Genomic DNA, 26,037 nt, shown 5'->3' with positions numbered 1-26,037 from the left:
GTCATGAAAACATGGCGCATTTAGAAAATAGTTTAAAATTGAAAAAATTGTTTTATCAACGAATCAAAACAGAAGAAAGAAGCCTTCCAATCCTAGAAAAACTTAAATTAGCTCGCGAATGCCAAAGAAACGTTACATCACGCGATGAATATAACCATATTACAAAGATCGTTGAAGAACTAGAAAAAGAGTATGAAGCCGAAATAAAGTTTGGTTACACGCCAACTGTTATTTTTAGCGAAGAAGACAAGGTGCAGGCATCGAAAGTGGTCAAGAAAGATATTGAAGCAATGGACAAGCGATATATCAAGTTATGTAAACGCAAAGATGAATTAGAAACGTCTATTGTCGATGAAGTTGCCGCTATTAATGTAGAACTAAATGAAATGCATGAAGCTCATAGAAAGTTAATGCATTGTAACGTGCTTTACGGAAGTTATTACCGCGAACTATATGAAATGGTTACATCTACGAAATCGGAGGTATTACGATAATGATTACACTATATGAAAAGATTCTATCGGCACGAGAAAGAAAACATGCTTATCATACTTATGATATTGAACTAACGCCGCTAACAGATGCAGGGAAAGTATTATTCGGTCGTATGGACTTATTAAAGGAAGAAAGGGACGGACAAGTTAAAAACTGGTTAAAGAATGCTTTATCACGTAACAAAAGCAACTTCAAACCTAATGATAAATATACTTTTTACTATGATGATCCGAAAGAATCAGAAGAACAGCGAGTAAATGAAGTGTTACGTTATGTAGAAAACAAGATTTATAGCAAATGGGAAACAAGTACAAAATGGGGTAATTTAAAAACGCCGGTACTTGGAGTCGACTATTCAGTGGAAATTGAAAAGCGATTTGATGTACTGGACGCTCAGAAAAAGAGCAGCAACCCAAAATCGCTTAAAAATTCAGCTATTGAAGTTGAGGGAAAAGAAGTAAACGAAACGTTAGTTATTGAAGGTTAACACTTGAGCCCTTTTATTTAGGATTCCTTTCCATTTGGGGCGGAAAATAATGAAAATTGGCTTTTCAGTTTATTCTGTATGCTATTTTGTGTAATTGTCTAATGTATTTATACCTAAACGACGAATAACATGAAATAAAGAGGGATAAGCGCGTTAGGAAGAAAGTTACTAAGGAAGCAATTGCAGAAGAAATAATAAGAGAGGTAAAAGAAGATGAAAACTAAACTAATTCTAGACATCAACAAAACTCAATACGCACAATTAAACTCCATTGTCACTGGTCGCGTTGGCGATAAAGTAAGTAATATTGCGGATGTTTATCTAATAGACGGTGGAAGTCCATATAATTTAACAGGATCAAAAGTATTTTTTGAATGTGTAAAGCCTGATAATACAGTTGTTCGTGATGATAATGGCGTAAAAATGATTGATGCTACAAAAGGACACTTTGAATATACATTCCCTACTGAAACGTTCGGAGCAATCGGCAAGGCAAAACAAGCGTTTATGTCGATTGAAAAAGATAAAATAATAAGAGCGACAACGCAAGATTTTGTATTAATCACATTACCAGATGCAATGACAAATCGCATTCCGTCAGAATCTTATTTATCTGATTTAGAAAAACTAATCAAAGAATTAAATGAAATGTCATTAGAAGAAATAAACAGCCAAGCCGCCGCGGAAGCATCAGCAGCAAAAGAGTTTGCGGAAAAAGCTAATGAAGTATCTAATAGTGTACAAACTCAATTAGATACTATTGTCGTAAACGGCGATTCATCTGTTGAAGCAGCTCAAGCGCGTACAGATGTAAAAGGGGACACTTCATCTTCATTGAAAGCACGTTTAGACAAGGAACAAGTAAAAATAGAAGGTCTATTAGACAGTCTAAAGTTTACCGCTAATGCGGACAATCCTTTAATCATTGCTACTTATGATGGACTTAACCAAACAACGCATCCTAAAGTGGTATATTTCGAAAACGGTTGGAGTGGTTGGAAATATTGGATGGCTCATACACCTTATCCGAATTCAATAGATAGATATGAAAATCCAAGTATCTCAGTTTCTAACGATGGAACCAACTGGGTTAACCCTTCTGGGATCGTAAATCCGATTGACCAACCGACAGAAGCTGAAATCACAGATAAATATCATATGAGTGATACACACTTATTGCTCGTTAATGGTTATCTCGAATGTTGGTATAGATTTAATAAAAATGGAGTTACCGATCAGATTATGCGCAAAAAGTCATCTGATGGGATAAATTGGTCAGAACGTGAAGTTATGTATACACTATCAGGAAATAATATGGCGCTTTCTCCTGCGATTGTTTTTGATGAAAACAAGTATAAAATGTGGTATGTCACTGGTAATTTTGAAATCAAGTACACAGAAAGTCCTGACGGAAAGACTTGGGGAAACATACAATCTGTAACAATTAATACTGGTTCGAAATCGTATAGACCATGGCATTTAGACGTTATTAAATATGGAACTAACTATGAAATGCTACTTAATGCTGGAGATGCTTCCTTACCATTAGCTAATGATAGAAAAGAATTATTGCACGGAGTGTCTAATAATCCAACTAATTTTTCGTTGGTGTCCATTATGAATCCAACTCCAGCCAACAGTGGAAAATGGGATAACTATTATTTATATCGTTCCTGCCTCGTAAAAATAGGTTCATATTACAAAATTTATTACGCTGCCATGAGTCAAACGAAAAAATGGCATGTAGGTTTAACGGAAAGTGCGAATATAAAAAATCTAATTGGACTCTCATTAAATAACATGGACGGTGATCTAGTAAACGTAAATGACATCAAACCTGTTCGTGACGTCATTTTAGAAAAAGGGAATAAAGTCTATTTATCTAAAACTAAGGCATCTTATGTGACTAGTAACGAAGTTAAACTTGTTGAAGAAGGTGTTGGTGGAGCTAGACTGAAGCTTGAAACGTGGGCTCCAGACACTTTAGGTATTGTTGGTGATAACGGAAAAACTTATGGGGATTTGAAAGCGGGCAAGTTTATTCTCGGTTACTCCGAATTAGCCGATAATGACTTAAAATTGTTGAACAAAGGTGTATCTGGCGTACATCTAAAGGCTGGGAATAGAGCAGACACCTTAGAAGTTAGAAATGACAAAAATACCCTGACTGGAAACGTCGAAGCAGCAATTGCGTATGTAAGTAAAATTTCTGCGTCAGATGCAAACCCTATTTTCATAGATTCAATTTTACAAATAAACGGCACTAATCCGATGAGATTAAAATTCGTAAATCCGAATGTAAACGGAGCCGGATTAGGAATCGGAACAAGTGCATCATCATTACGAATTGTAAGTGATAGCGGGTTACAATTTGGCTCTCTTGAAATAGCAGGATTACTATTTCAAACCGGAACTGTTCCATCGGTAGAAGGAGCGATTCGTTATAACTCCACTTCAAAAAAACACGAAGGGTTCAATGGATCTTCATGGAATCCAATGTATTAAAGAGGTGAGTATATATTTCAATAAAATACGGCTTTTATAACAAAACGAAGCGTGCTTATAGCAGACTTTTTTATTTTTCCATAAGTCGGTAGTATATACTTTGAAAAATTCACAAGTAGTACACCGCTAGTACACAAAAATAGTATATTCTACGAGAAATTACACATAGAAATAAGAGGATAGATATTATGGAAAAAGACGTTAATTTCTTTGTAGGGTTATTATGGGGTGGCTTATTTTCAATAGTTTTATGGATAGCATTTTTTCAATTGATAGTTTTATTATAAAAAGAATTTAAAAAAGAACAAAATACGGATTGTATAACAAAGAGGGGCGAACAGTCGTCTCTCTTTTTTTTCTCTACATATGGAAAGTAGTAGTAGTTGTTGGCATATAAAACTCTATAATTCAAAGTTACAGTTAAAGGCATCTTGAAAATGCGTTTAAGATATCATATGTGCAGCAGTTCAACAAGCTGTAACAAGGGAAACTGGTGCACGGTTGCTCTTTTTAATTAATTTTAATGGGAACTTATATTTCACTGTGATACAATTAATATTGGTTTAAAATTCCAATATTAATTGTAGAGAGGGTCGTGGAATACTTGAATTTTCAAGCTGAATTTATTAAAAAAGCAAAATATTTTTTAGGAGAGGATTTAGACGAGAAAATCATCACGGATGGACATAGTAAGCTCATTTCTGATTATGTACTGTTAATGGAAAAAGGTATAGGAACTGTAAAGAATCATAATTTTAAAATCGGTGCGGGTCATATATACTCACGTGTAAACATAGATGGTATTGAATTTTATACAAAGGTTAACAACGAAAACAATACAATCGAGGTAACTAAAACTATTAATGGCGAAGTTACTTCCCTGGATACAATTGTTGTACAAGATGGAGAGTTATTTGCCCTAGGTCGTAATGAAAAATTTACAACAGTGATCTTAGAAGATTACCTACGTGAAACATTTGGTGAAAAGCTAGGTTTATAAGGTTAGTGTTTATCTGTGTTGAAAGCATTCCTTAGGGAGTGCTTTTTATATGTAAAGAATTGTAACGGAATGTTAATATTTTTATTATGGTGGGGTTTATAATATTTGGAGCTGTAAAACTAATATTCACTAAATTAAAGTACCTATACTAATAGGTGCTTTTTATTATATAAAAATGGCATAGGTGGTGTAGAGTAAATGATTACTGAAATCAGAAAAACAATATCAGGTACAGAGTATTGGGATTCAAAAGAAAAGCGAAGTCTATTTGTTCCTACTGGTGAAGAACCGGGATTCGAAGTAACTGTTAATCCTGAGAGTATGGTCTTGGTCTTGGACTTATCAAGTAGGCCTGATAAGACGGTAGTGGTAGTACCCTTTAATGATATGACAGTGAAACAGTTACGTGAGTATGCTGATGAGTTAGGTATTGAAATTCCAACCGATGTTAAAAAGAAAGAAGACATAATTGACTTACTATCATGAAGTACTGTGACTTTAACGGCTGCCGTAACAAGATAAGTAAGGGAAGATATTGTGAAGGGCATAAATGCAACAAGCCACTAAGGAAGAAGAAGGACAAGAAGAATATCTATCATCATGAGAACAAACCATTCTATCGTACTGACGAATGGAAGTTTGTTAGGTCTCAAGTTTACGAACGAGAGAATGGCTGCTGCAAACGATGTGGAAGGTTCGTCTTTGGTCGAAGTGCTCATGTTCATCACGTTATACCAATTAAACAAGATGAAACACTTAAATTAGAAATAAACAACTTAATGCTACTTTGTCCAAAATGTCATATCAAAGAAGAAAATGAAGATAAACCAAAAAAAAGTTTTTCCGAGTTATTTTGGATAGATCTAACTTTGAAATAATATATATAATTCTATAAAGGAATTAGTAATAAAAACTAGAATCTGTTAGTTTAGGAAAATATAAGTGGATATAAAGATTATGTCTATTTAGAAAGAGGAGGAAGGGTAAATGTCGAATAGACAAAATGGAGTGGTCAAGTGGTTTAATGAAGAGAAGGGGTATGGATTTATTACACCGCAGAGTGGAGATGATCTTTTTGTTCACTTTAAAGCTATTCAAGCAGATGGCTTCAAAACTTTAAAAGAGGGACAGGCAGTCACTTTTGTAGCAACACGAGGTCAAAAAGGTATGCAAGCGGAAGAGGTACAACTTGCGTAATTAATCTTTTTTATAAAATTGAATACAGATTTGATAGAGAAGAATTCAATTTGATTAATTTTTTCAAAATGGATTCTTTTTGTTTTTCATTAAATATAGGTGTGCACGGCACTTTTAATAAATTGTATTTCAAAGCTGTAAAGGCCCCCCTGTCAAAAATTAAAATTTGTCCTCTGGAAAGGATAGGTAGCGTAGGGGGCATTTCTATCGTTAGACAACATTTTTAAAAAATAAGGGGGGTGTGAAATGTATACGGAAATATATAAATTCTACATAATAAAAGCCACAACTCATGAGAGTGTGACTTACATGTTTTTATTCAGTCTCAAAGCGTAAAGTGATTAAAACTCCTAATGTAAGTTCAGTAATTACAACTACATCTTTGTCTTTTTCATCACCATAATCAACTGATTTTGTTTTTCCGCCTACAAAGTTAGCTAAAATACTTGTTATTGATTCTGAGTCTAGTAATTTGCCGATCTCAATATTTTGCTTCTTTGGCACATACCCCTTTAAACTCCATTTTGTACATTTTGTATTTCATTCAATGTTGAAGACATTATATCTACATAATCTATCATAGCACCTATGTTTAACTTGGCTGTTTCAGTATCATTTTCATTTAAAGCTATAAATGCTTGGTCTACCATTTGTTTAATTGCTCTTGCATCGTCTCTTAATTGAACTTTGAAGTAATCATACTCCTTAGGAGGTTCTATACTTGCTAGTCTATTAGCTCTCCCACTTACTCTACTTAATTCTCCCTTTAATCCTGTTTGAGTTGTTTTCCACGTTCCATCTTTTTCAGCTAAGGATTTAATAGATTGAACTGCCGTCTTTAAGTCATTAGAAGTATCCTTAATATCTTCTTGATACTTCTCTAAAGGAGAAGATGCACTAGAACCTTTAGTTAACTGCTTATCTCTATACTCTCTTTCCTCAGCTAGTGTTCTACCTTCTCCAATTACAGCTTCTTTTACTGTTTTATCGTTTGAGACTTCATTTTTATCTGTATCTTCTTTCTTTTCCGTTACCTCTTTTTCTTCCTTTTCTTTCTTTTCAGCAAGCAATTTTTCCTTTTCAGCAAGCAATTCTTCTTTTTCTTTGTATAGCTTATCTGCTTCTTTGTCTATTGACTCGTCTTTCTTCTTTTCCGACTCTGAAACCTTTAAGCTATCAGTCTTCTTCTCTTCTGTATTGTCCTTAGAACATCCTACCCATGCTACTAACATAAGTGGTAATGCTAAAAAACATATTAGTTTCTTTGCTTTCATTGTGTATACTCCTTTTTAAAAGAATTGTAATTAATTAACATATGAAACTATAACATAAATTACATAAATAAGATATGTGAATATTTCATCCTTAAGAGGGGTTTTGAGAGTTTTAATAATATGAAAACATGTATTACGGTTGTAGAGAATCCCGCTCCTTATGCTTTAAAAAAATCCCTTTATTGGTTCCTCAGCGTTTGGGGGCTTTTTTATGCTTCCATAAACTCTTTATCAAAGAAGTTGTTTACGTAACTGATTATTTTTGTAAAGGTATTAATAAATCTCAAAGCGAACTTATCCATATTCATAATGAAAGGGTGATGAAATGATTATTAGAGAAGGTATTGAAGTCACTAAAATAACCTTAGATGGTTATGAATTACCAATTCCAGAAGGATATTCTGAGTTTCTACTTCGTGCTGGATACTGGCGAGTTGGTGAGAAAGTAGAAAGAATTAATTATGAGGAAATTCTAGCGGATTATGATAGAAAAGTTGTTCTGGAAGATGGTAAGTTGTGTACGATACTCACTTACAAAGGGAATAAAAAGAAAAGGGGTAAAAAATCATGAATGAAAGGGAGGATCTTATAGAAAGAAAAGAACGAACTATATTAGATAATCCACCAAGCGATGAAACAGCATTAAAAATGGCTGAATTCTTTATGAGAACTTCGGTACCTCGTATATTGGCGGAAATGAAAGCCGCAGAAGAAGCTAAAAAGAAAGGAGATAAAAAGGCAGTAATGTAATAAAGGGAATTTTTTATATAGTAATAACCTTATGTGGTAATATATATTTACAACATAAGGAGGGATAAAGTGGACGATTTTTGGTTTAAATTTTTCACGCTATTATTTACGGGTATTACAGCAGGGATGGTAATTGTTAATTCTATTAGAGATTACTTTACTAAGAAAAAAGATCGTAAGATAGCTGTGGAATTATCTGAGAAAAGAAGAATGCAAAATGAATTAATGAATCATATTACGAAAGTTCTTGATTTAGGTAGAAGGTGTAGGGTAGAAACTGATGAAAACAATAAACAAAAAATGAAATTTGAATTGTTAAATCATAAAATATTTATTTGGATTAATTTAGACAGAAATAATTGTGTACAAGAGGATTTAAGAGAACAATGTAATATTTATATTAATTTTTGTGCTTCGAGTTTAGAAGTAAGTGATAAGGAACAACAATTATCCTATTTAGATGGTGTAAATAAGAATTTTAATTTTATTTTGCAGCTAATTGATAAGTATATTGAAGAAGAGAATAAGTTAATTGATGAATTAATGTAGTCACATTCAACAGAGCGTGGCTATTTATATACCTTTTATGAAATTGCATGTGGAAAAAATGGTGAGGTTAGATGATGTACTAAAGAAAAAGTGAACGACTTTGAAAAATATTCGTTCACTTTTTACTTTATTCTTTACGTTAAATGTAGTTCATAATCCCCGTCAATACTGTTTGGATCCCCAAATGTTTCTTCGTATAGACTAACGGCTTTTGTGAAACCGTTTTTTAATGCAAAGTGATAACCTTCTTCAGTTATAACTTCCTGTAATATTAAGCGTTTGAAGCCCTTTTCTTTCGCAAATGTTTTAAACCATTCAAGAACAGTACTTCCTTTTCCTTCATTACTTGGGGTAATGCTTATAGCAGCAATTGCCAAGTATGGTTCTGGGAAAAATTCACTTCTAAGGTTAATGGTGACTTTAGATTTTTTAGAAGAAATATCTAAAGAATACTTAGAAAGACCTTCTATGAACATTATTTCATCTTGTACTAATTCGTCTAATAACATTTTTAATTTTTGAAAGTCTTGTACATGAAGAGGGATTTTATTGAATTTTTCTTTCAAAACAAGTAACTCCTTTTACTTTTATAAGAATAAATATCATTATATCTGAAAAACGCAAGGATTGCGTGAAGAAATTAGCATTTGCTCAGGATTATTAAAAAAAGTTTTCCCCTTAGGTAGATAAAGGAACAATGAAAAATTTTGAAGGAAAGAAGAGCTAATAAATATTAACTACAAATAAGATAAATATACTATAGATCTACAGAGTTTTTTATTGTTTTTTTACACTTATCCATTTCTATACACACGCCAGCCTTTTATATTTTGGGTCCCAAACTAGCCCCACTTAGCCCCAGTAGTATTCTTATTTATGCTCTATCTTGCAATATAAATGATAAATAAAAAAAGCCCAAAACCCTGAATTAACAAGGGTTCTAAGGCATTTAATACTACTGTTTGCAGAGTTCCGATTCTATTAAAAACAGAATTCATCCATTAAATAAACTATATACTAGTGGGTTAAATTGTTAATCATGAGCGGTGAAATGTCATTGCTCAAATTAGTAATAAACTATTTATTTTTATTACAGTTACATCCTTTTTTCTTTATATAGCCTTGCTCGGCTAAATCTCTTTGTGACTGGGAATCGGAAGATTGAGAGTTCGAAGATTGAGAGGATGCTGAAGAGCTACTATTTTTATTATTAGAGTAGTTTTTTCGATAGTTATAATTACTCATAGTACTATCACCTCCAATTAAATATATAAATATTATATGTATGAACTCTATTAATTGTTACGATAAAAAATCTCCTTGGTATTTTCCGAGGAGATAAATGATGGTTCTATTAAAATGATACTAATTAATACCCCCAGTATAGAGGGAAGTAATAAGAATCTTGGTAATATAGATTTTGTTGTTGAGTAGGGGGCTGAGTTGACTGATTTATCATGTCACGGTTTTGATTACAGTTCGCCGGGGGACCAATTACCGTAGTTGATTGAATTGGGGATACTGCTTGTTTCCATTGTTGTTCATTGAGGCAATAAGTATGAGCCATCATATTAGCGGGAGTTAATCTTAAAATATCAGAACCAAAAATAACTTCTGGGGTTGGGGCATTGAATATAGCTAATAAATGAGTATTATCTGCTGAAGCAATTTCATAATGCCACCACGCTTGTGGAATGTTGGCAACTTGCCCTGGTTTTATCGGTAAGTTTAATATTTGATTCGTAAATGGGTTAAGTAAAGAAACAACTGCAGATCCTGAAATACAGTAAACAAGTTCAGCTGCATTTTGATGAATATGTGGTTCTACAACGTTGCCTGTACTTAAATAAATATCTAATAAAGAAGTATTTTCTAAAGTATTTAATTGTTTAATGCCAAGTACATTTATATAATTTTGGGCATCTTTCTTAAAAAAATTACTTTTACTTAAATCATGAGTGAAATTAGTTGAGGGGGAAGCGTAGTCGATATTAGAAGTCAATTGTATTACCCGCCTTTCTATAGGTAAGTATGGATACAACTTTAGGATATGTGCCTAGTGTTAGTTATGTGCATTTGTCTGTATCATAATAAATTCACCTGTTTTATAAATAATATAGGTTGTGCTTTTTATTTCTCATAATGTAAATACGGATAAAAATTAGAGCGAACTAATGAAAGTCGGAATTATTGATGTTAGGTTAGGAGTAAAAATATTAAAATTTATTTCGTATATTTTAATGGTTACGTTATATGAAAAGACTAATGCCTTATAGAAAGGAATTGGCCTTTTATTAGTGAAGTAATTAGAAAAGAAGTGCTTAGCTGGGGAGGTGTTTCTGAAAAGCCACACCGATTTGGTGGAGTAGAATTAAACTATGGCAAGAAAGAATTAGGGCATCTTCACGGGGATAAGTTAGCTGATTTATCATTTCCGAAACTAAAGCGAGATGAATTAATTAATCAAGGATCAGTTCAACCACACCATGTATTACCCGAATCAGGATGGATAAGTTATTATATAAAGAGTGAAGAGGATATTCCATTCGCAGTTGAGTTATTTCGTATGCAATATGACCGAATACAAAAAAGAAATAAAGTAGATAAATAAAAATTTATTTTTATGTCACATCCCTCCTAAATCGTTCGTCTTGTATGTAGAACGATAAGGAGGGATTTTATTATGAATATATTTGATGTAGCAATTGTTGGCGGGGGGCTTGCTGGGTTAACAGCATCTATATATTTAGCGAAATCTGGAAGGAAAGTTATTGTATTAGAAAAATCCAGTCGCTTTGGTGGTCGGGGGATGACTATAAATAAAAATGGCATTTGCATGAATCTTGGTGCACATGCTTTATACAGAGGAGGAGCAGCATTTTTAACTTTTAATGAGTTAGGTTTGAATCTTCCAGGTGGAATGCCATCTACAAAAGCACATGGAATATGGAAAGGGGATGTATTTACCATTCCAACAGATTTTCGCTCCATTTTATCAACACCGCTACTTTCATGGTCTGCAAAAGTACAATTCTCTCGTCTTATGATTCATTTAGGGAAATTAGATGTAGGAGAAGTTCAAAAAATGAGTTTATCTACATGGGCAGAAAATGAAATAAAAGATCCGATGGTTCGAAATATATTTTATGCACTATGCCGAACAACAACATATACGTTTGCTCCTACAATACAATTAGCATCATCTGTACTAAAGCAAATACAGCTGTCTATGAAAGAAGGAGTATTTTATGTAGATGGTGGTTGGGAGACGATAATAACAAAATTAAGAGATATAGCGAATAATGTTGGGGTGCAATTTCAGGCTAGTAAGCATGTATTGGAAGTAGAAAATTGTGAAGGTATACAAAAAGTTCGTTGTTCGGATGATGAAGTATTTAAAGTTAATGCAGTTGTCGTGACGATTCCACCGAAAGAAGCTTGTAAAATAATAAAAGGTGCAGAAGGAACAAGTTTGTATAGATGGAGTGAACAATCGGTACGGGTTACCGTCGCTGCATTAGATATTGGTTTAAGACGCTTAACCAATCCTACACATCAATTTGCATTAGGGTTAGATCAACCTATATTTTTCACGAATCAATCAAGAGCAGCAAAATTAAGTGAAGATGGAGCAATTGTAGTGAGTTTAATTAAGTACCATAATCCTATGCTAGAGATAAATCATTTTCATGATGATCAAGAACAGTTAGAAAATACGATGGAGTTGCTACATCCTAATTGGAAAAGAGAAGTTGTTGCAAAGCAATATTTACCGAAAATAACGGTAGTACATGATTTTCCTCATATTGACCGTGTTGAAAAACCGGGCCCTAATATACCTGAAATGCCAGGTGTTTACGTTGCAGGAGATTGGGCTGGGCATGATGAAATATTAGCTGATGCTGCGGTAGCAAGCGGGAAACGTGCAGCGTTACACATTTTAAAGCAATTAGAAAGTGAGGCAGTTCATCATGGAAACGGAGCAATTATATGAAGCGTATCAACCATTATTATTTTCATTAGCATATAGAATCCTTGGGAGTGTTATGGACGCTGAAGATATCGTTCATGACGTATTTATCGAGGTAAATAATATAGAGGATGTTCAATCTATAGAAAATATGAAAGCATATTTGTGTAAAATGGCGACAAATCGTTCAATTGATACATTACGTTCGGCAGCGCATAAACGTAATGTATATGTAGGGATGTGGTTACCAGAGCCATTTGTGGAAGAGTCTGATGAGCCAGCAGAGTCATTTGTAATGAAAGAATCAATTTCTACGGCATATTTATTACTTTTACAACAATTGTCTGAGGTAGAAAGGGTTGTTTTCATATTAAGAGAGGTTTTCAGTTATGACTACGAGGAAATAGCTTCAATTGTTGATAAGAGTAGTGTGAATTGCCGGAAGGTCTTTCAACGCGCACGAAAAAGTATTTTAGATAAGCCGAAGCAATCAACATTAAGTACGAAGAAAATGGCTGCCTATGTGGAAAAGTTTGTATCATCATTACAGTGTGGGGATACGCAAGGCATGTTAGAAGTATTAAAAACAGATGCGATATTTAAAGCAGATGGTGGTGGTAAAGTTACAACTGCAATTAATCCGATTTATTCTGCAGATAAAATTATACGTTTGTTCTTTGGAATTGTAAAACGATTGCCAGAAAAGTATAGTGTTGATTTCAAAATAGTAAATGGTGCACCAGGCGTTATAGTTACAATAAATAATAAAGTGACGTATGTACTTTCATTCATATTTGAGGATGAGAAAATTTCAAACATTTATATGATGGTTAATCCAGAAAAACTTATGCACTTAAATGTAATAGTATAAAAAAGACGCATTTCTTTAGAAGTGCGTCTTTTTTTTATTTTTCTAACATTTCAAGAGGTACATCTTTTTCGCCGGCTACCTCGAATTTAATTTCCCCGTCTTCTTCATAAATGCGTTTAATAATCGGTATAGTTATCATTAGTTTTTTATGCTGTTTACGTCTTCTAGCAGCATCTAAGTTAATCACGTTCATGTGTAAGCATCCTTTCTTACAGAAATATATAAACAAAAGAAAATGCGTCCGAAAAGGGCGCTTAGTTGAATTAGAAATACCGATTCATTTAAATGGGGTTTAGATTATCTTATAATTGAAAACTGATTGTAAAATAATGTGAATTAAATAATTGCACGTAGAAATTAACTTTACCAAAAAACGAAACAATATGCTATAAAAAAAATTAATTCTTTGTCGTATAACAGGAAAAAGGTGTGCATTTCGCATATAATGAAAAGTAGACGGGCATCATGTACTTTTTCATCATATTGCTTGGAAAGGCGATGGAGAAAATGAATACTCTAGATTCATTATTATTGCAACTTGAACAATATGGAGAAGAGCATGATCGACATAAAGAAAAAAGAGAAGAAAAATTAAGAAATATTTCTCGTGAAATGGGGCAGTTTTTATCAGTATTAGTAAAGGGGTGCAATGCAAAAAAAATTTTAGAAATTGGAACTTCAAATGGCTATTCTACATTGTGGCTAGCAAATGCGGTAGAAGAAACAAATGGAAATGTTATAACTGTAGAACTTTCTTCAGAACGGGTTGGAGAGGCACTTGGAAATTTTGAAAGGGCAAATCTTATACAGAGAATCGATATTCATAATCAAGAGGCTGGGGCATTTTTAGATTCGCAAGTAGATCGTTCATTTGATTTTATTTTCCTAGATTCAGAGCGCACGCAATACATGTGGTGGTGGGAACATATAAAACGTATTTTAGAGCCAAAAGGTTTTCTTGTAATTGATAATGCAACTTCTCATGCGGGGGAATTAGCTGGATTTATAAAGATGATTGAAGAAGACGTTACGTTTGAAACCGTATTATTAGCTTTTCAAAAGGGAGCATTTGTTGCGCGGAAGAATAATTAGAAGTGGACCTAATATAATTATCACATTGAAAGATAGTATATGTCAAAATATAGAGCATTGTATGAATTTAAGAAGGTAACTAAATGGAATTTAAAATTAATAGTCAGTGGTGATAAGTAAGGTAAGCTGTGAAGAATCCGTCTTCAGCATGTTGTTCTCTAGGTCTTAAGTCTGAGGAAAATAATGACGAGAACAGGTATACTTATACTATGAAACAGGGAATGACTGCATAAGCAGGTATTTCTTGAAAAATCGATTTCAAGCAAGCAAAAATGTATATGAAATACGATATATTAGATGAAATATAGTGCACATAAATTCGCACATATAAATAAAGGAGCGATTTTGTTGACTGAACTCGAGAAAAAAGAACCTGTATCGATTGTGAAAGATAATAATGTAGAAGTAGTAGTGGATACAGTAATAAAAGATGCAGAACTTGAAGAACTGAATAAAGAAGCAGATCTTTATGTACAAAAGTTAAATAGCGAGCAAAATACAGATTTATCAAAAGTATTGTCGCAGCTTGGAGACTTAGGGGATAAAGAGCAGCAAGCGGCAGGACAAACGCTATCAGCTTTAAAACGTCCAGTGACAGCGATGATGAATGGAAAGAATGAAGAAATTCCAAATACATTGTTAGAATTACGAAAAGTGGTATCAGAACTTGATCCAAACTCATTAAAAGCAACTGGTATGAAGAAACTTATGTTTAAAGTGTTTAAGAAAAATCCGCTTGAAAATTACGTGCATAAATATCAATCTATAGATAAGCAAATCGAGGAGATTATAAGATCACTTCTCATTGGCCGTGATAACTTGCAAGAGGATACGGTTGGTCTTGAAATGTTAAAAGAGCAATCACACGATAAAATTCACGCTCTTGATAAACAAGTATACTTAGGAAGAAAACTTGCTGGTATGCTTGAAGCTGAGAAACAAAATCCAGAACGTCAAAGGGATATTCCGTTAATAAATGATGCATTAGAAAAGATACTTGTGCGTACTCGTAATATGCAACAAGCAAAAAGTGTATTATTACAATCTATCGCATCTGTAGACATCATTAAGAAAAATAATGAAAAGCTATCAGAGGCAATTCGTAATGCAATTACGATGACGCAAAATGTTGTAACGGTTTCCGCTGCAATACAGCTTGCATTAACAAATCAACGTAAAACAATTGATGCTGTTAATGCAACAAATGAAGCGATTGAATCAATGGTATTAAGCAATTCACAAGCATTAAAACAAAATACAGAAGAAACAACAAAACTCCTTGAAAATCCTGCAATTAGCATGGATAAATTACGTGAATCATTCCAAAATGTATTTGCCGCTATTGAAGCATCTGAGAAATCGTCAGAACGTATTATTGAGTCTAGTAAGAAATTTGTAATTGAACTAGATACATTTAATGATGAGATGAAGCAGAAACTCATTCAGCGTCCAAGGAAATAACAGACTTTTAGAGGAGGTGAAAAAATGAGTTTCATTCAAGGAGTATTATTACTATTAGGATCATTACTTTTAATCGCATTTACTGTCGTCGTTTTAGTTGTATACTTCGGACGTAAACTTTATTTTTCATGGACGAAACCATATAAGAGAGCACACGATTCCATTGAGAAATTATCAAACAAATCGACACCGTTTTTACAAGAGTTTACGCAACATCCACTCTTTTATCGCTGGATTCGTACGGAAGGAAAGAAAGAACAACATACATTGAATACTCTTTTCTGTACATCAGGTCAACGTACGAGAGAACAAGTATTTTCAATGTTACCGAAAGAAAAACAGAAAAAAGTGCATGTAATGGCAAAAACAACGAAAAAGCTTACAAATGAAGATATCGATGTGGCCGCGATGAAAGTGAAAGATTTCTTAAGACAAGAAACGCAGCAAACTGTAAAGCCGACAGACTTATCGTTTTATAAACTGTATTTCTATGATCGATATCCAGATGCATTAAATACAATTCAAGCATATAAACGCTCGATTAATCCTTCACTACAAAGAACGGTTGATGACATTACAATTTCAGTATTAAATGCATTGCCGTACTATCAAGAGCAGCGTATGTTTGAACAACAACATAAACTTGAAACGTTTTTAATGAAAGATTTAACTGCGATGTTATCTTTAGTGGTGCAATTACCTCCATCACAGCGACCAGAAAAAGAAGAAGAGTTAAAAGTCTACTTGCAAAATTTCCAAAAAGAAATGGAAGTAGTAGAGCGTGATATTCGCGACTCCATTGATCATGATTTGAATGTGAAGATGAGAGCAGCGACTGAGAAGTTTAAGAATAAATAAAAAAGGCGCCTTAAAAGCTAAGTATTTCTCAGCTTTAAGGCGTTTTTTTTGAGATTTTATTTTGCCTTAACGGTAGTAAAACTAGAAGGAATGCTTTCATTATGCAATCGATCAACTGCAGTTACCACATACGTATACGTTTCTCCAGAAATAGCCGTTTTATCTACGTAAATTTCTCCAAGTTTTGTTTTTCTTACAGTAGTAAGTAAATGTTTTGGATTTTCTATATCCACTTCATTTTTTCCATTTACACGGTAAATTGCGTAATAAGCAGAGTCATTCTCTCTATCATCAATGATACCTATAGCAATACCTTCTTCTCTTGGAATAGCACCTTTTAAAGTAGGTTGTTTTGGTGGGTCTTGATCAAGCCAAGGCATAGGTGGGATTAATGCAAGATGCTTATATATGTCTTTTGAGAGTCTGTTTTTAACTCCTAGTGGATTGTTATTAATATCTTTTAAGCTAAAATGCATACTTCCTTTTATTTCAGGATATTGACGATTTAATGCGATTTGTTTTGGATATTCTTCAGGATCAGACCAAGCAGGGACAGAGTTGTTATTAATTTTATAGGCCGCCTGACCGATGTATAGGTGAATGGGTTTATTATTGGTTTCTTTTACCCACCAATCTACTAATATATCATATGCAGCAGGTGTAAAACCTATATTCCAATATATTTGCGGTGTAATGTAGTCAATATATCCTTTTTGTATCCACTCACGTGTGTCAGCGTAAAGGTCATCAAAGTTTCTTTGACCTGCAGTTGTGTTAGAGCCAGTTGGATCATCAGCTATATTTCGCCATACGCCAAATGGACTAATGCCAAATTTCACGTATGATTTTTCTTGTTTTATAGCAGTATTTAAACCTTTTACGAGTTCATTTACATTATTGCGACGCCAATCTTCGATAGTTGAAAAATTCCCATTATTATATGATTCAAATGTTTTTTGATCAGGAAATTCTTCGCCAACTACTTTATAAGGATAAAAATAATCGTCCATATGAATTGCATCAACATCATAATTTTTTACGATTTCTAAAGCGCCTTCCGTTATAAAGTTTTTCACATTTGGAATACCAGGGTTGTAATATAGCTTCCCGCCGTAAGGTACAACCCAATCGGGATGCTGTTTTGCAGGGTGATTATCCGATAATCGATTTATATCAGTGTGATTCATCGTTATTCGGTATGGATTAATCCATGCGTGGAATTCTATATTTCTTTTATGTGCTTCTTCAATCATAAATGCGAGTGGGTCGTATCCAGGGTCTTTTCCTTGTGTACCCGTAATGTATTCAGACCAAGGACCGTAATTTGAAGGATAGAAAGCATCAGCAGTCGGTTTAATTTGTACAACGACTGCATTCATACCAGTGTTTTTTACATCGTCTAATAGTCTTATAAATTCTTGTTTCTGCTTTTCAATAGGTAAGCCAGTTTTTGAAGGCCAATCAATATTGAGAACAGATGCTAGCCATACAGCGCGTAATTCATGTTTTTTGTAAGTATTATTTACTTCAGCATAAGTAGAGTGAGGGGAAATAAAAGAGAAAGGAATAAAAAAGATGACGATACAACATATCATTAATAAACGTTTAACAATCATTTATACGCCTCCCTATCATATGATTATCTAATATATTATCTGAGGCGGGGTTGGCCTTGCAATAGAGAAAATTGCATATTGAAACATTAATTTAATAGGAAAAATATTTTTAGTGAAATTTACTTTCAGTATAACTAAATCGTTTCATTTCTTCATATGCTTGTTAGTAAAGTGAAACTTTCTTTCATTTGAAGGAAACAATTTATAAGTATAGGAGGATTCAATAATGAAAGTTTTATTCGTTTGTTCTGGAGGAATGTCCAGCGCAATTGTTGTAAACGCTTTAAAAAAAGAAGCACAGAAAAAAGGTATGAACATGGAAGTGCATGCTATTGGAACAAGTGAGGTGGAGGAAGAAGTAAAGAATGGTTGGGATGTTGTAATGGTTGCACCTCAAGTTAGACATCGATTTGACGCTGTAAAAAAACTTACAGAACAAGAATCTATTCCGTGCGGTATTATTCCGCCGCAAGCATACACGCCGCTTGGTGGACCGACTTTATTAAAAACTGTAAATGAATTAATTAGTTAGGGGGAAGCGTTATGAATAAGTTTGTCACGTTTCTTGATAAAAACTTATCTGGACCGATGGCAAGGCTTTCTGAACAGAGGCATTTACAAGCAATCCGTGATGGAGTTATTTCGGCGTTACCATTTATTATCGTAGGGAGTTTCTTTTTAATAGTAGCATTTCCACCATTACCGAAAGATAGTTTCATATCAGTTTGGGCATTGAAAAATCAAACAAGTATATTAATACCATATCGTTTAACGATGTTTATTATGTCTTTATATATAGCATTTGGTATAGGATACAATTTAGCGAAAAGTTATAAGTTAGATGCTTTATCAGGGGCACAGTTAGCAGTATGCTCACTACTTTTAACATTGACGCCCGAATTAATCGATAAAAAAGGATTTATGCTTCCAATGACAAATCTCGGGGGGCATGGATTATTCGTAACGATGATCGTATCTATTTTATCAGTAGAGATTTTAAGATTTTGTAAGACGAAAAATGTAATGATTAAAATGCCAGAACAAGTACCGCCGTCTGTTTCACGTTCGTTTGAAGCACTTATACCTGCTGCATTCGTAATTATTTTAATGAGTTTAGTAACTGTCGTTTTTAGTATTGATTTACATCATGTAGTTGATAAATTAGCGGCACCGTTAGTAAAAGCTGGTGATAGTTACTTCGGTGTAATCATTCCAGTATTTTTAATTACATTTTTTTGGTCATTCGGAATCCATGGTGTGTCGGTTGTTGGAACTGTTGCCCGGCCATTATGGGAAGTATATTTAGGGAAAAATGGTGAAGCAGTTGCTAGTGGAGCAAACCAGTTGCCATTCATTTCACCAGAACCATTATACCAATGGTTTATATGGATTGGTGGTTCTGGTGCGACGTTAGGACTTGTATTAGCTATGATTGTATTTGGTCGATCAAAATATTCGAAAGCATTATCAAGAACTTGTATTGTGCCTGGTATCTTTAATATTAATGAACCTGTTATTTTTGGATTGCCGATTGTACTAAATCCAATTTTAATTATCCCGTTTATCATTACACCACTCGTAACAGCAACTGTTGCATATTCAGCAACTGCGATGGGATTTGTAACGCCAACACATATTATGCCGCCGTGGACATTGCCAGCTCCAATTGGCGCGTATTTAGCCACAGGTGGAGATTGGCGTGCAGTAGTATTAGTTTTTATAAATATAGCAATATCATTCCTTATTTACCTACCATTCTTTAAAATGTATGACAAAAATATGCTTGAAATTGAAAAGAATGGTGACGGGGAATCTGTTAGCCCTTAAGTTTTATACTGTTATTTTGAGTGATAGACTTTTTGTCTATCACTTCTTTCATATTAAATCGAGAGAGGTGAAATGGAATGAATATAAAATTTAGTTATAAAGGTGTATTTATATTATTGTTTGGAGTAATATGTGCAAATTTACTCTTAGTACCTTTATTAAGAATGTTAAATCTACCACAAATGCATAGTATATGGATCGTTACAAGCATTGCGGCAAGTGTTTTGCTTACGATCGTTGTTTCTTTCATTGATGGCACATTTGTATCGAAAGTCCAGTTGTTTATTAGATTTATATTGTTTTCTGTAGGTTGTACGTTGTTTACTTACATAATTGTTTTTTAGTGAATAGGGGGCATGCATTTTATGTATATTGCAGGAATAATGTCCGGTACATCGTTAGATGGAATAGATGTAGCGCTCGTTCATATAGAAGGGAACGGTGTAGATTCTAAGGTCGAACTCATCCATTTTACTACTGTTCCATTTTGCAATGATATAAAAAATGAGATACAACATGCATTATCAATAGAGAATTCAAATGTGCAACTAATATGTAGTTTAAATTTCAAACTTGGTTTATGTTTCGCCAATGCTGTAAAGGAAGTTTGTAAACAGGCTGATTTGTCGCTAAAACAATTAGATTTAATAGGTTCTCACGGACAAACGATTTATCATCAACCAGCACCAGAAGGTAATATTATTTCTTCAACATTTCAAATTGGGGAACCAGCAGTTATAGCGTATGAAACGAACACTTCGGTTATCTCTAATTTTCGAACGATGGATATGGCAGCAGGGGGACAAGGTGCACCACTTGTGCCATATTCAGAGGTCATTTTGTATCGTCATCAAACTAAAAATAGATTACTACAAAATATTGGCGGGATCGGTAATGTTACAGTAATACCAAGTCATCTAAGTGATAAGAGCGTTATTGCTTTTGATACTGGCCCAGGAAATATGGTAATCGATGATGTATGTCAAAGATTATTTCAGTTGCCATATGATCAAAATGGTAGGATTGCAAAACAAGGAGTAGTTGTAGATGAAATTTTGACATATTGTATGAACCATCCATTTTTGAAAATGAATCCACCGAAATCAACTGGTAGAGAACAGTTTGGAGAAGAGTTTGTAAGTGAATTATTGAAGCGGTTTGAAAAGCATGGTAAAGAAAATCTTTTGACGACTGTCACGATGTTTACAGCAAGTTCAATTGTTCATCATTATAAGGAGTTTATTCTGCCGTATTATGAAATCGATGAAGTAATTTTAGGTGGTGGGGGCAGTTATAATCGTACACTTGTTGAAATGATACGAAATGGATTGAAGGAAGAAAAGTGCGCGATATTCATTCAAGAAGATATAGGCTATTCTTCAGAGGCGAAAGAAGCAATCGCCTTTGCGATTTTAGCAAACGAAACGCATCATCGTAATCCGAGTAATGTGCCAAGCGCAACAGGTGCAAAGCAATCTGTAGTTTTAGGGAATATAACATTCCCTCCAATAAGATGATGAAAATGAGGCGAACATATGAAGTATATGATTGGAGTAGATGGTGGGGGCACGAAGACAGAAGCAATTGCATTTGATCAAGACGGAAACGAAGTTGTAAGAGGTACGAGTGGGTTTGGAAATATATTAATAGATTATGAAAAAGCAGTTTCGCATATTATGGAGGCGATCGATCAATGCAAGAAAGCTTTAATAGATGGGCACTGCGTTTGTATTTGTTTAGGGTTAGCGGGTATAAGTGGAGCGAATACAAATGAATTAACATTACGATTAATAAAGAAATATGAAACGAAAATTGAAGTTTTTAATGACGCAATGATTGCACATGCAGCTGCTTTAAAAGGTAAGAATGGAATATTAACTATAGGTGGTACAGGTGCAATTTGTATAGGAAAGAAAGACGAAGTGTACGAGTATAGCGGTGGATGGGGACATATTTTAGGGGATGAGGGAAGCGGTTATTGGATTGCGTTACAAGGTTTAAAGAGAATGGCAAATCAATTTGATCAAGGAGTTAGACTTTGTCCATTAAGCTTAAGGATTCAAGACGAGTTTCGACTTTTAACATCATCTCATATAAAAAGACTAGTATATAGTTCTTCAAAAGATAAAGTTGCAGCAATTGCACCATTAATTATAGAGGAAGCGAGGAATGGGAATGATGATGCACATAAAATTATTTTGCAAGCGGCTAAGGAATTAACGATAATTACGGTGAATATTTACAACAAGATGCAGTTTGATTTATCACCTTTAATTGCAGTTAGTGGTAGTATATTGTGTTCAGTACCTGAAATATATGCTGAATTTAAGAAATGCTGTGAGAAAAGTATGGGAGAAGTTACATTTATAACATTATCAGAAGTTGCAGCGAAAGGAACATATTATTTAATGAAGGATATATATTTTAATGTGTAAATAACCAAATGCGACTTTTGGTATGATTTGTAAAAATATGATGTTAAAATGTATAAAGGAATGTAGAGCAAGAAAAGTACAATATACATAGTAATTGAATATTGTATAAGTATTCCTATGTAGAAGGTGAATAATTACATGATTAATAGTATGCAATTGTTTTATGTAGTGGCTTCTTATTTGTTTGGAAACATATTGACCGCTTATATAGTAACAAAATGGAGACATAACGTTGATATTCGTGATGAAGGAAGCGGAAATCCCGGTGCAAGAAATATGGGGAGAGTATATGGGAAAGGGTATTTTGTCGCTACATTTATAGGTGATGCGATTAAAGGTGCAATTGTAGTTTATATAGCAAAATACCTTTTTGAAGATGCTACATTCGTAATGCTGGCATTATTGGCTGTTATCATCGGACATATTTATCCAATTTTGTTTAAAGGCAAGGGTGGAAAAGGTATTTCAACATTTATTGGAGGATTAATCGCATTTAATTATTTGATAGCGCTTACTCTAATAGGTATTTTTATTGTATTTTATGTAATATTTAAAGGATTTACTAAGCCAGGGTTAATTACAATCGCTTGTTTACCAATTTGCATGATTTTTTATTCTTACTCTAGTGTTACGACTATTTTAAGTGTACTTATTATTCTACTTATTCTATATGTAAATCGAGAATAAAGTGAACTTTTAATAAGTGGAGTAATCTCCACTTATTATATTTTTTAAATAGATAGTGAGCGATAATTAGAGAGATAAAGGGGATAGGACATGGGGTTAATTTATAAAGTTGCTGATCAAACTTGGGAATTTGAAAGTATACATAAATTGAACTATAAAACATTTGTAGAAGAGATTCCGCAGCATGAAGAAACGAAAAACCGTTTTCGTATAGATCGATTTCATGAAGAAAATACATATTTAATTTGTTTAGATGGTGAGAAATTAGTAGGTATGGTCGCGGTGCGGGGAAAACGACCATTCTCATTAGATTATAAAATTTCAAATTTAGATTTTTATTTACAAGAGCATGGAGAGAAAGTATATGAAATTCGGTTGCTCTCAGTAGAAAGTGAATATCGAAATGGAAGAGCGCTATTAGGCTTAATTCGCTTTTTACATCGTTATTTACTTCTAAATGGATATGAATTAGCACTCATTTCAGCCACAACACGTGAGCTTCTTTTATATGAGCAAATGGGATTCAAACCTTTCTATACGTTAGTTGGTACAGAAGCAGCAGCTTTCCAGCCAATGTATGTTACACCTGCTATGTTTGAAGAGTCGAGTGTTGGGGGGATTATGACGAAAGAATATACGTTTTTACCTGGCCCAGTAGACATCGAAGAGAATGTCCAAAAGGCATTTTCTACTAAGCCTATTTCCCATCGCTCTAAGTCATTTCAAGTGACGATGGAAAATGTAAAAAAACGATTACTTCAAATAACGAAAGCAAAACGTGTACAACTTATGTTAGGAACAGGAACGTTAGCGAATGATGCAATTGCTTTACAGTTACGTTCTTTAAAAGGTAAAGGACTAGTTTTAGCGAACGGGGAGTTCGGTAATAGATTAATTGGGCAGGCAAAACGCGCACAGTTATATTTTGATACGTATGAAAAAGAAATGGGAGAACCGTTTATTTATACAGAATTAGGAAAAATAATGGAAACTGGAAATTATGAATGGCTTTGGTTTGTTCACCATGAAACATCAACTGGAATGTTAAACAATTTAAAAGAGCTAAATACTCTATGCAAAAAGTATCAAATGAAACTATGTGTAGATTGCATAAGCTCAATTGGGGCAATACCAATAAATTTGAAGGATGTATATTTTGGAAGTGGTGTAAGCGGAAAAGCGATTAAATCATTTACAGGATTATCTTTCGTTTTTCATAATCACATGATAGAGAAAAACGAAGCAATACCTGTGTATATGGATATTGGTATGTATGAAATGAATGATAGTATTCCATACTCCCATTCATGGAATTTAATTTATGCATTGCAAGAAGCATTGAAGCGACTTGAAAATGAAGAGGCATTTGAAAAAATAAAAGAGGCGTATGCTTATATTGAACAAGCTATTAATACTATGGGTTTAAAGCTTGTTTCACCTAAAAATCATGCCGCTCAAATTGTTCTTACCATTCAATTAAACGAAGGGCAGTCTTCTAAGGCAGTAGGCGATGCATTAGCATTACAAGGATATATTGTTCATTATGAATCAGCGTATTTACAAAAGAATAACTGGATCCAAATTGCATGCCTGAATCATTACAAAGAACGTGATATGAAAAGGATGTTGAATTGTTTACACAGATGTACATTAAAGAATGGCGTACATATATGAGCAATGATTTTTGAACATAGTTGGTTGCGTATAAAGGGATTATTACTTACGAAAACTTAAAAATGAGACAAACAGTAGATTATAAATTATTAGAAGAGGTGTTAGCATGATAACTAAAAAACTACCATTACATATAACAGACATTAAAAAAGCTCAAAACATTTTAGACAGAAATGCTCGTAAAACTCCTTTAGTAAAATCATTTTATTTGACTAGTAAAACAGGCGGAGAAATTCACTTGAAATTAGAAAATATGCAATTAACGGGTTCTTTTAAATTTCGTGGTGCGTTTAATAAAATGTCACAGTTGACAGATCAAGAAAAAGAGCGAGGCGTAATTGCTTGTTCCGCTGGTAATCATGCGCAAGGAGTTGCTTTATCTGCTCATTTACTTGGTATTAAGAGTAAAATTGTGATGCCGATTTCTGCACCGAAGGCGAAAGTTGAAGCAACTAGAGGATACGGATCAGAAGTGATTTTATATGGTGAAACTTTTGATGATGCGAAGGCAAAATGTGAGGAGATTATTAGGAAAACAGGTGAAACATACTTACATCCATATGATGATGTGGAGGTAATGGCTGGTCAAGGTACAATTGGTTTGGACATTCTTGATGATATGTGGGATGTAGATACGGTCATTGTACCAATTGGCGGAGGTGGCATTATTTCTGGTATTGCTGTTGCATTAAAGTCTTTTAATCCATCAATCAATATAATTGGTGTACAAGCTGAAAATGTTCATGGGATGAAGGCATCTTATGATAAAGGGACAATCGTAGAACATTATGAGGCACCTACTATAGCAGATGGTTGCGCAGTTAAAATACCAGGTGATTTAACTTTTGAGGTTGTAAAAGAATTAGTAGATGATATTGTAACAGTGTCAGAAGGTGAATTAGAAGTAGCGATGAAAGACTTATTACAGCGTGGTAAAGCCGTTGTAGAAGGTGCAGGTGCATTAGCTACTGCTGCTCTACTTGCAGGGAAAGTGGATACATATATAAAAGGGAAAAAAGTAGTAGCGGTTATATCTGGTGGGAACGTAGATTTGCAACGCATTTCGAGTGTTTGTGAGCAATTTTTTGTAGCTAATGAAGTGAAATAATCTTCAAAAAACATAAATTTTATGAAAGCAGAGTTAAGAAAACTAATCTTAGCTCTGCTTTTTGTCTACTGTATAGTACAAGTTGTAATACACATGCTGTATTTTCCGTATAGTGAATTATTTTATTTAAGCATCTATTTTCATAGATAACTCAAATAATTATATCAATATTGTCGAAACA

At 33.8% G+C, this 26,037-nt stretch carries 29 protein-coding genes and 1 pseudogene; 24 read left to right on the top strand and 6 right to left on the bottom strand.

Annotated elements, in window-relative coordinates:
- The first annotated feature begins 11 nt into the window (after positions 1–11).
- The 7 genes and pseudogenes from MR155_RS25065 to MR155_RS25035 all read left to right on the top strand — a co-directional run bounded on the left by MR155_RS25065 (position 12) and on the right by MR155_RS25035 (position 5,684).
- Entirely contained in the window at positions 12–494 is a 483-nt protein-coding gene (locus MR155_RS25065; RefSeq protein WP_242311360.1) for a DNA repair protein Rad50, read from the top strand.
- Entirely contained in the window at positions 494–982 is a 489-nt protein-coding gene (locus tag MR155_RS25060; RefSeq protein WP_242311359.1) for a hypothetical protein, read from the top strand. The genes MR155_RS25065 and MR155_RS25060 overlap by 1 nt, the downstream gene beginning before the upstream one ends.
- A 213-nt stretch (positions 983–1,195) precedes the next feature.
- Entirely contained in the window at positions 1,196–3,487 is a 2,292-nt protein-coding gene (locus MR155_RS25055; protein ID WP_242311358.1) for a BppU family phage baseplate upper protein, read from the top strand.
- Between the two features lie 604 nt (positions 3,488–4,091).
- Positions 4,092–4,487: a DUF3942 family protein gene (locus tag MR155_RS25050; RefSeq protein ID WP_242311357.1), complete on the top strand. Its 396-nt coding sequence runs from the start codon at positions 4,092–4,094 to the stop codon at positions 4,485–4,487.
- Positions 4,488–4,685: 198 nt separating this feature from the next.
- Positions 4,686–4,973 carry a Rho termination factor N-terminal domain-containing protein gene (locus MR155_RS25045; protein WP_242311356.1) on the top strand — a complete coding sequence of 96 codons (288 nt, stop codon included), beginning with the start codon at positions 4,686–4,688 and terminating at the stop codon, positions 4,971–4,973.
- A pseudogene (locus MR155_RS25040) lies at positions 4,970–5,348 on the top strand (HNH endonuclease). Before MR155_RS25045 ends, MR155_RS25040 begins: the two are co-directional and overlap by 4 nt.
- A gap of 126 nt (positions 5,349–5,474) precedes the next feature.
- Positions 5,475–5,684, top strand: a complete 210-nt coding sequence (locus MR155_RS25035; protein ID WP_002085586.1) for a cold-shock protein — start codon at positions 5,475–5,477, stop codon at positions 5,682–5,684.
- A 315-nt stretch (positions 5,685–5,999) separates the two neighbouring features.
- On the opposite strand, the gene MR155_RS25030 is transcribed toward MR155_RS25035, so the two are convergent.
- Together MR155_RS25030 and MR155_RS25025 are read right to left on the bottom strand one after the other, a co-directional pair.
- Complete coding sequence (locus MR155_RS25030; RefSeq protein ID WP_242311354.1) at positions 6,000–6,188, bottom strand: hypothetical protein; 189 nt, start codon at positions 6,186–6,188, stop codon at positions 6,000–6,002.
- 8 nt (positions 6,189–6,196) lie between these two features.
- Positions 6,197–6,958, bottom strand: a complete 762-nt coding sequence (locus MR155_RS25025; RefSeq protein ID WP_242311353.1) for a DUF6376 family protein — start codon at positions 6,956–6,958, stop codon at positions 6,197–6,199.
- A 325-nt stretch (positions 6,959–7,283) separates the two neighbouring features.
- Between MR155_RS25025 and MR155_RS25020 the strand changes: the two genes are divergently transcribed.
- From MR155_RS25020 to MR155_RS25010, 3 genes are all read left to right on the top strand, one after another.
- Positions 7,284–7,529, top strand: coding sequence for a hypothetical protein (locus tag MR155_RS25020; RefSeq protein ID WP_242311352.1), 246 nt, complete (start codon positions 7,284–7,286; stop codon positions 7,527–7,529).
- Positions 7,526–7,708: a hypothetical protein gene (locus MR155_RS25015; RefSeq protein WP_242311351.1), complete on the top strand. Its 183-nt coding sequence runs from the start codon at positions 7,526–7,528 to the stop codon at positions 7,706–7,708. The genes MR155_RS25020 and MR155_RS25015 overlap by 4 nt, the downstream gene beginning before the upstream one ends.
- 69 nt (positions 7,709–7,777) lie before the next feature.
- Entirely contained in the window at positions 7,778–8,257 is a 480-nt protein-coding gene (locus MR155_RS25010; protein ID WP_313897564.1) for a hypothetical protein, read from the top strand.
- Positions 8,258–8,391: 134 nt separating this feature from the next.
- Here MR155_RS25010 and MR155_RS25005 read toward each other — a convergent pair whose 3' ends face one another.
- Together MR155_RS25005 and MR155_RS25000 are read right to left on the bottom strand one after the other, a co-directional pair.
- Positions 8,392–8,823, bottom strand: a complete 432-nt coding sequence (locus MR155_RS25005; RefSeq protein WP_242311350.1) for a GNAT family N-acetyltransferase — start codon at positions 8,821–8,823, stop codon at positions 8,392–8,394.
- 803 nt (positions 8,824–9,626) lie between these two features.
- Complete coding sequence (locus tag MR155_RS25000; RefSeq protein ID WP_219302258.1) at positions 9,627–10,259, bottom strand: cupin domain-containing protein; 633 nt, start codon at positions 10,257–10,259, stop codon at positions 9,627–9,629.
- Between the two features lie 291 nt (positions 10,260–10,550).
- Between MR155_RS25000 and MR155_RS24995 the strand changes: the two genes are divergently transcribed.
- The 3 genes from MR155_RS24995 to MR155_RS24985 all read left to right on the top strand — a co-directional run bounded on the left by MR155_RS24995 (position 10,551) and on the right by MR155_RS24985 (position 13,098).
- Entirely contained in the window at positions 10,551–10,868 is a 318-nt protein-coding gene (locus MR155_RS24995; RefSeq protein ID WP_242311367.1) for a luciferase domain-containing protein, read from the top strand.
- A gap of 72 nt (positions 10,869–10,940) precedes the next feature.
- A complete protein-coding gene (locus MR155_RS24990; RefSeq protein WP_242311349.1) occupies positions 10,941–12,251 on the top strand; it encodes a phytoene desaturase family protein in 1,311 nt (436 codons plus the stop codon).
- Complete coding sequence (locus MR155_RS24985) at positions 12,229–13,098, top strand: sigma-70 family RNA polymerase sigma factor (protein ID WP_242311348.1); 870 nt, start codon at positions 12,229–12,231, stop codon at positions 13,096–13,098. Before MR155_RS24990 ends, MR155_RS24985 begins: the two co-directional genes overlap by 23 nt.
- Positions 13,099–13,132: 34 nt before the next feature.
- On the opposite strand, the gene MR155_RS24980 is transcribed toward MR155_RS24985, so the two are convergent.
- The gene (locus MR155_RS24980) at positions 13,133–13,291 is read right to left on the bottom strand and encodes a hypothetical protein (protein WP_002085567.1); all 159 of its coding nucleotides are present in this window, start codon (positions 13,289–13,291) and stop codon (positions 13,133–13,135) included.
- A gap of 305 nt (positions 13,292–13,596) precedes the next feature.
- Here MR155_RS24980 and MR155_RS24975 point away from each other — a divergent pair, with 305 nt between their 5' ends.
- The 3 genes from MR155_RS24975 to MR155_RS24965 all read left to right on the top strand — a co-directional run bounded on the left by MR155_RS24975 (position 13,597) and on the right by MR155_RS24965 (position 16,509).
- Positions 13,597–14,190 carry an O-methyltransferase gene (locus MR155_RS24975; RefSeq protein WP_078176220.1) on the top strand — a complete coding sequence of 198 codons (594 nt, stop codon included), beginning with the start codon at positions 13,597–13,599 and terminating at the stop codon, positions 14,188–14,190.
- A gap of 348 nt (positions 14,191–14,538) precedes the next feature.
- The gene (locus tag MR155_RS24970) at positions 14,539–15,651 is read left to right on the top strand and encodes a toxic anion resistance protein (protein WP_002119468.1); all 1,113 of its coding nucleotides are present in this window, start codon (positions 14,539–14,541) and stop codon (positions 15,649–15,651) included.
- Positions 15,652–15,675: 24 nt separating this feature from the next.
- Entirely contained in the window at positions 15,676–16,509 is an 834-nt protein-coding gene (locus MR155_RS24965; RefSeq protein WP_219302261.1) for a DUF3974 domain-containing protein, read from the top strand.
- A gap of 56 nt (positions 16,510–16,565) precedes the next feature.
- Here MR155_RS24965 and MR155_RS24960 read toward each other — a convergent pair whose 3' ends face one another.
- Positions 16,566–18,125: a glycoside hydrolase family 10-like protein gene (locus MR155_RS24960; protein WP_242311347.1), complete on the bottom strand. Its 1,560-nt coding sequence runs from the start codon at positions 18,123–18,125 to the stop codon at positions 16,566–16,568.
- Between the two features lie 226 nt (positions 18,126–18,351).
- Here MR155_RS24960 and MR155_RS24955 point away from each other — a divergent pair, with 226 nt between their 5' ends.
- The 8 genes from MR155_RS24955 (at position 18,352) to tdcB (ending at position 25,856) form a co-directional block, all read left to right on the top strand.
- Entirely contained in the window at positions 18,352–18,657 is a 306-nt protein-coding gene (locus MR155_RS24955) for a PTS sugar transporter subunit IIB (protein ID WP_242311346.1), read from the top strand.
- A gap of 11 nt (positions 18,658–18,668) precedes the next feature.
- Positions 18,669–19,952, top strand: a complete 1,284-nt coding sequence (locus tag MR155_RS24950; RefSeq protein WP_085311089.1) for a PTS sugar transporter subunit IIC — start codon at positions 18,669–18,671, stop codon at positions 19,950–19,952.
- A gap of 77 nt (positions 19,953–20,029) precedes the next feature.
- A complete protein-coding gene (locus MR155_RS24945; protein ID WP_085311091.1) occupies positions 20,030–20,296 on the top strand; it encodes a hypothetical protein in 267 nt (88 codons plus the stop codon).
- Positions 20,297–20,317: 21 nt separating this feature from the next.
- A complete protein-coding gene (gene anmK / locus MR155_RS24940) occupies positions 20,318–21,469 on the top strand; it encodes an anhydro-N-acetylmuramic acid kinase AnmK (RefSeq protein ID WP_219302264.1) in 1,152 nt (383 codons plus the stop codon).
- A gap of 18 nt (positions 21,470–21,487) precedes the next feature.
- Positions 21,488–22,387 carry a BadF/BadG/BcrA/BcrD ATPase family protein gene (locus MR155_RS24935; protein WP_242311345.1) on the top strand — a complete coding sequence of 300 codons (900 nt, stop codon included), beginning with the start codon at positions 21,488–21,490 and terminating at the stop codon, positions 22,385–22,387.
- Positions 22,388–22,525: 138 nt separating this feature from the next.
- Complete coding sequence (gene plsY / locus MR155_RS24930; RefSeq protein ID WP_242311344.1) at positions 22,526–23,074, top strand: glycerol-3-phosphate 1-O-acyltransferase PlsY; 549 nt, start codon at positions 22,526–22,528, stop codon at positions 23,072–23,074.
- 90 nt (positions 23,075–23,164) lie between these two features.
- Positions 23,165–24,748 (top strand): aminotransferase class V-fold PLP-dependent enzyme, encoded by a 1,584-nt coding sequence (locus MR155_RS24925; RefSeq protein ID WP_242311343.1) that lies wholly within the window; start codon positions 23,165–23,167, stop codon positions 24,746–24,748.
- A 106-nt stretch (positions 24,749–24,854) separates the two neighbouring features.
- Complete coding sequence (gene tdcB / locus MR155_RS24920; RefSeq protein ID WP_113936510.1) at positions 24,855–25,856, top strand: bifunctional threonine ammonia-lyase/L-serine ammonia-lyase TdcB; 1,002 nt, start codon at positions 24,855–24,857, stop codon at positions 25,854–25,856.
- Positions 25,857–26,037 lie beyond the last annotated feature (181 nt).

Origin of the sequence: Bacillus cereus group sp. BfR-BA-01331 (genome assembly GCF_022663915.1) — a bacterium.
Lineage (GTDB): Bacteria > Bacillota > Bacilli > Bacillales > Bacillaceae_G > Bacillus_A > Bacillus_A mycoides.
The sequence above is the reverse complement of the archived record's forward strand: the minus strand, read 5'-3'. Positions and strand labels throughout refer to the sequence as shown.

Coding starts and splice junctions, on each gene's coding strand:
- MR155_RS24990 (WP_242311349.1), top strand. CDS start 10,941: ATGAATATATTTGATGTAGCAATTGTTGGCGGGGGGCTTGCTGGGTTA.
- MR155_RS24965 (WP_219302261.1), top strand. CDS start 15,676: ATGAGTTTCATTCAAGGAGTATTATTACTATTAGGATCATTACTTTTA.
- MR155_RS25025 (WP_242311353.1), bottom strand. CDS start 6,958: ATGAAAGCAAAGAAACTAATATGTTTTTTAGCATTACCACTTATGTTA.
- MR155_RS25055 (WP_242311358.1), top strand. CDS start 1,196: ATGAAAACTAAACTAATTCTAGACATCAACAAAACTCAATACGCACAA.
- MR155_RS25035 (WP_002085586.1), top strand. CDS start 5,475: ATGTCGAATAGACAAAATGGAGTGGTCAAGTGGTTTAATGAAGAGAAG.
- tdcB (WP_113936510.1), top strand. CDS start 24,855: ATGATAACTAAAAAACTACCATTACATATAACAGACATTAAAAAAGCT.
- MR155_RS24975 (WP_078176220.1), top strand. CDS start 13,597: ATGGAGAAAATGAATACTCTAGATTCATTATTATTGCAACTTGAACAA.
- MR155_RS25060 (WP_242311359.1), top strand. CDS start 494: ATGATTACACTATATGAAAAGATTCTATCGGCACGAGAAAGAAAACAT.
- anmK (WP_219302264.1), top strand. CDS start 20,318: ATGTATATTGCAGGAATAATGTCCGGTACATCGTTAGATGGAATAGAT.
- MR155_RS24960 (WP_242311347.1), bottom strand. CDS start 18,125: ATGATTGTTAAACGTTTATTAATGATATGTTGTATCGTCATCTTTTTT.
- MR155_RS24935 (WP_242311345.1), top strand. CDS start 21,488: ATGAAGTATATGATTGGAGTAGATGGTGGGGGCACGAAGACAGAAGCA.
- MR155_RS24955 (WP_242311346.1), top strand. CDS start 18,352: ATGAAAGTTTTATTCGTTTGTTCTGGAGGAATGTCCAGCGCAATTGTT.
- MR155_RS24945 (WP_085311091.1), top strand. CDS start 20,030: ATGAATATAAAATTTAGTTATAAAGGTGTATTTATATTATTGTTTGGA.
- MR155_RS25015 (WP_242311351.1), top strand. CDS start 7,526: ATGAATGAAAGGGAGGATCTTATAGAAAGAAAAGAACGAACTATATTA.
- MR155_RS24980 (WP_002085567.1), bottom strand. CDS start 13,291: ATGAACGTGATTAACTTAGATGCTGCTAGAAGACGTAAACAGCATAAA.
- plsY (WP_242311344.1), top strand. CDS start 22,526: ATGATTAATAGTATGCAATTGTTTTATGTAGTGGCTTCTTATTTGTTT.
- MR155_RS24985 (WP_242311348.1), top strand. CDS start 12,229: ATGGAAACGGAGCAATTATATGAAGCGTATCAACCATTATTATTTTCA.
- MR155_RS25020 (WP_242311352.1), top strand. CDS start 7,284: ATGATTATTAGAGAAGGTATTGAAGTCACTAAAATAACCTTAGATGGT.
- MR155_RS25045 (WP_242311356.1), top strand. CDS start 4,686: ATGATTACTGAAATCAGAAAAACAATATCAGGTACAGAGTATTGGGAT.
- MR155_RS24950 (WP_085311089.1), top strand. CDS start 18,669: ATGAATAAGTTTGTCACGTTTCTTGATAAAAACTTATCTGGACCGATG.
- MR155_RS24925 (WP_242311343.1), top strand. CDS start 23,165: ATGGGGTTAATTTATAAAGTTGCTGATCAAACTTGGGAATTTGAAAGT.
- MR155_RS25065 (WP_242311360.1), top strand. CDS start 12: ATGGCGCATTTAGAAAATAGTTTAAAATTGAAAAAATTGTTTTATCAA.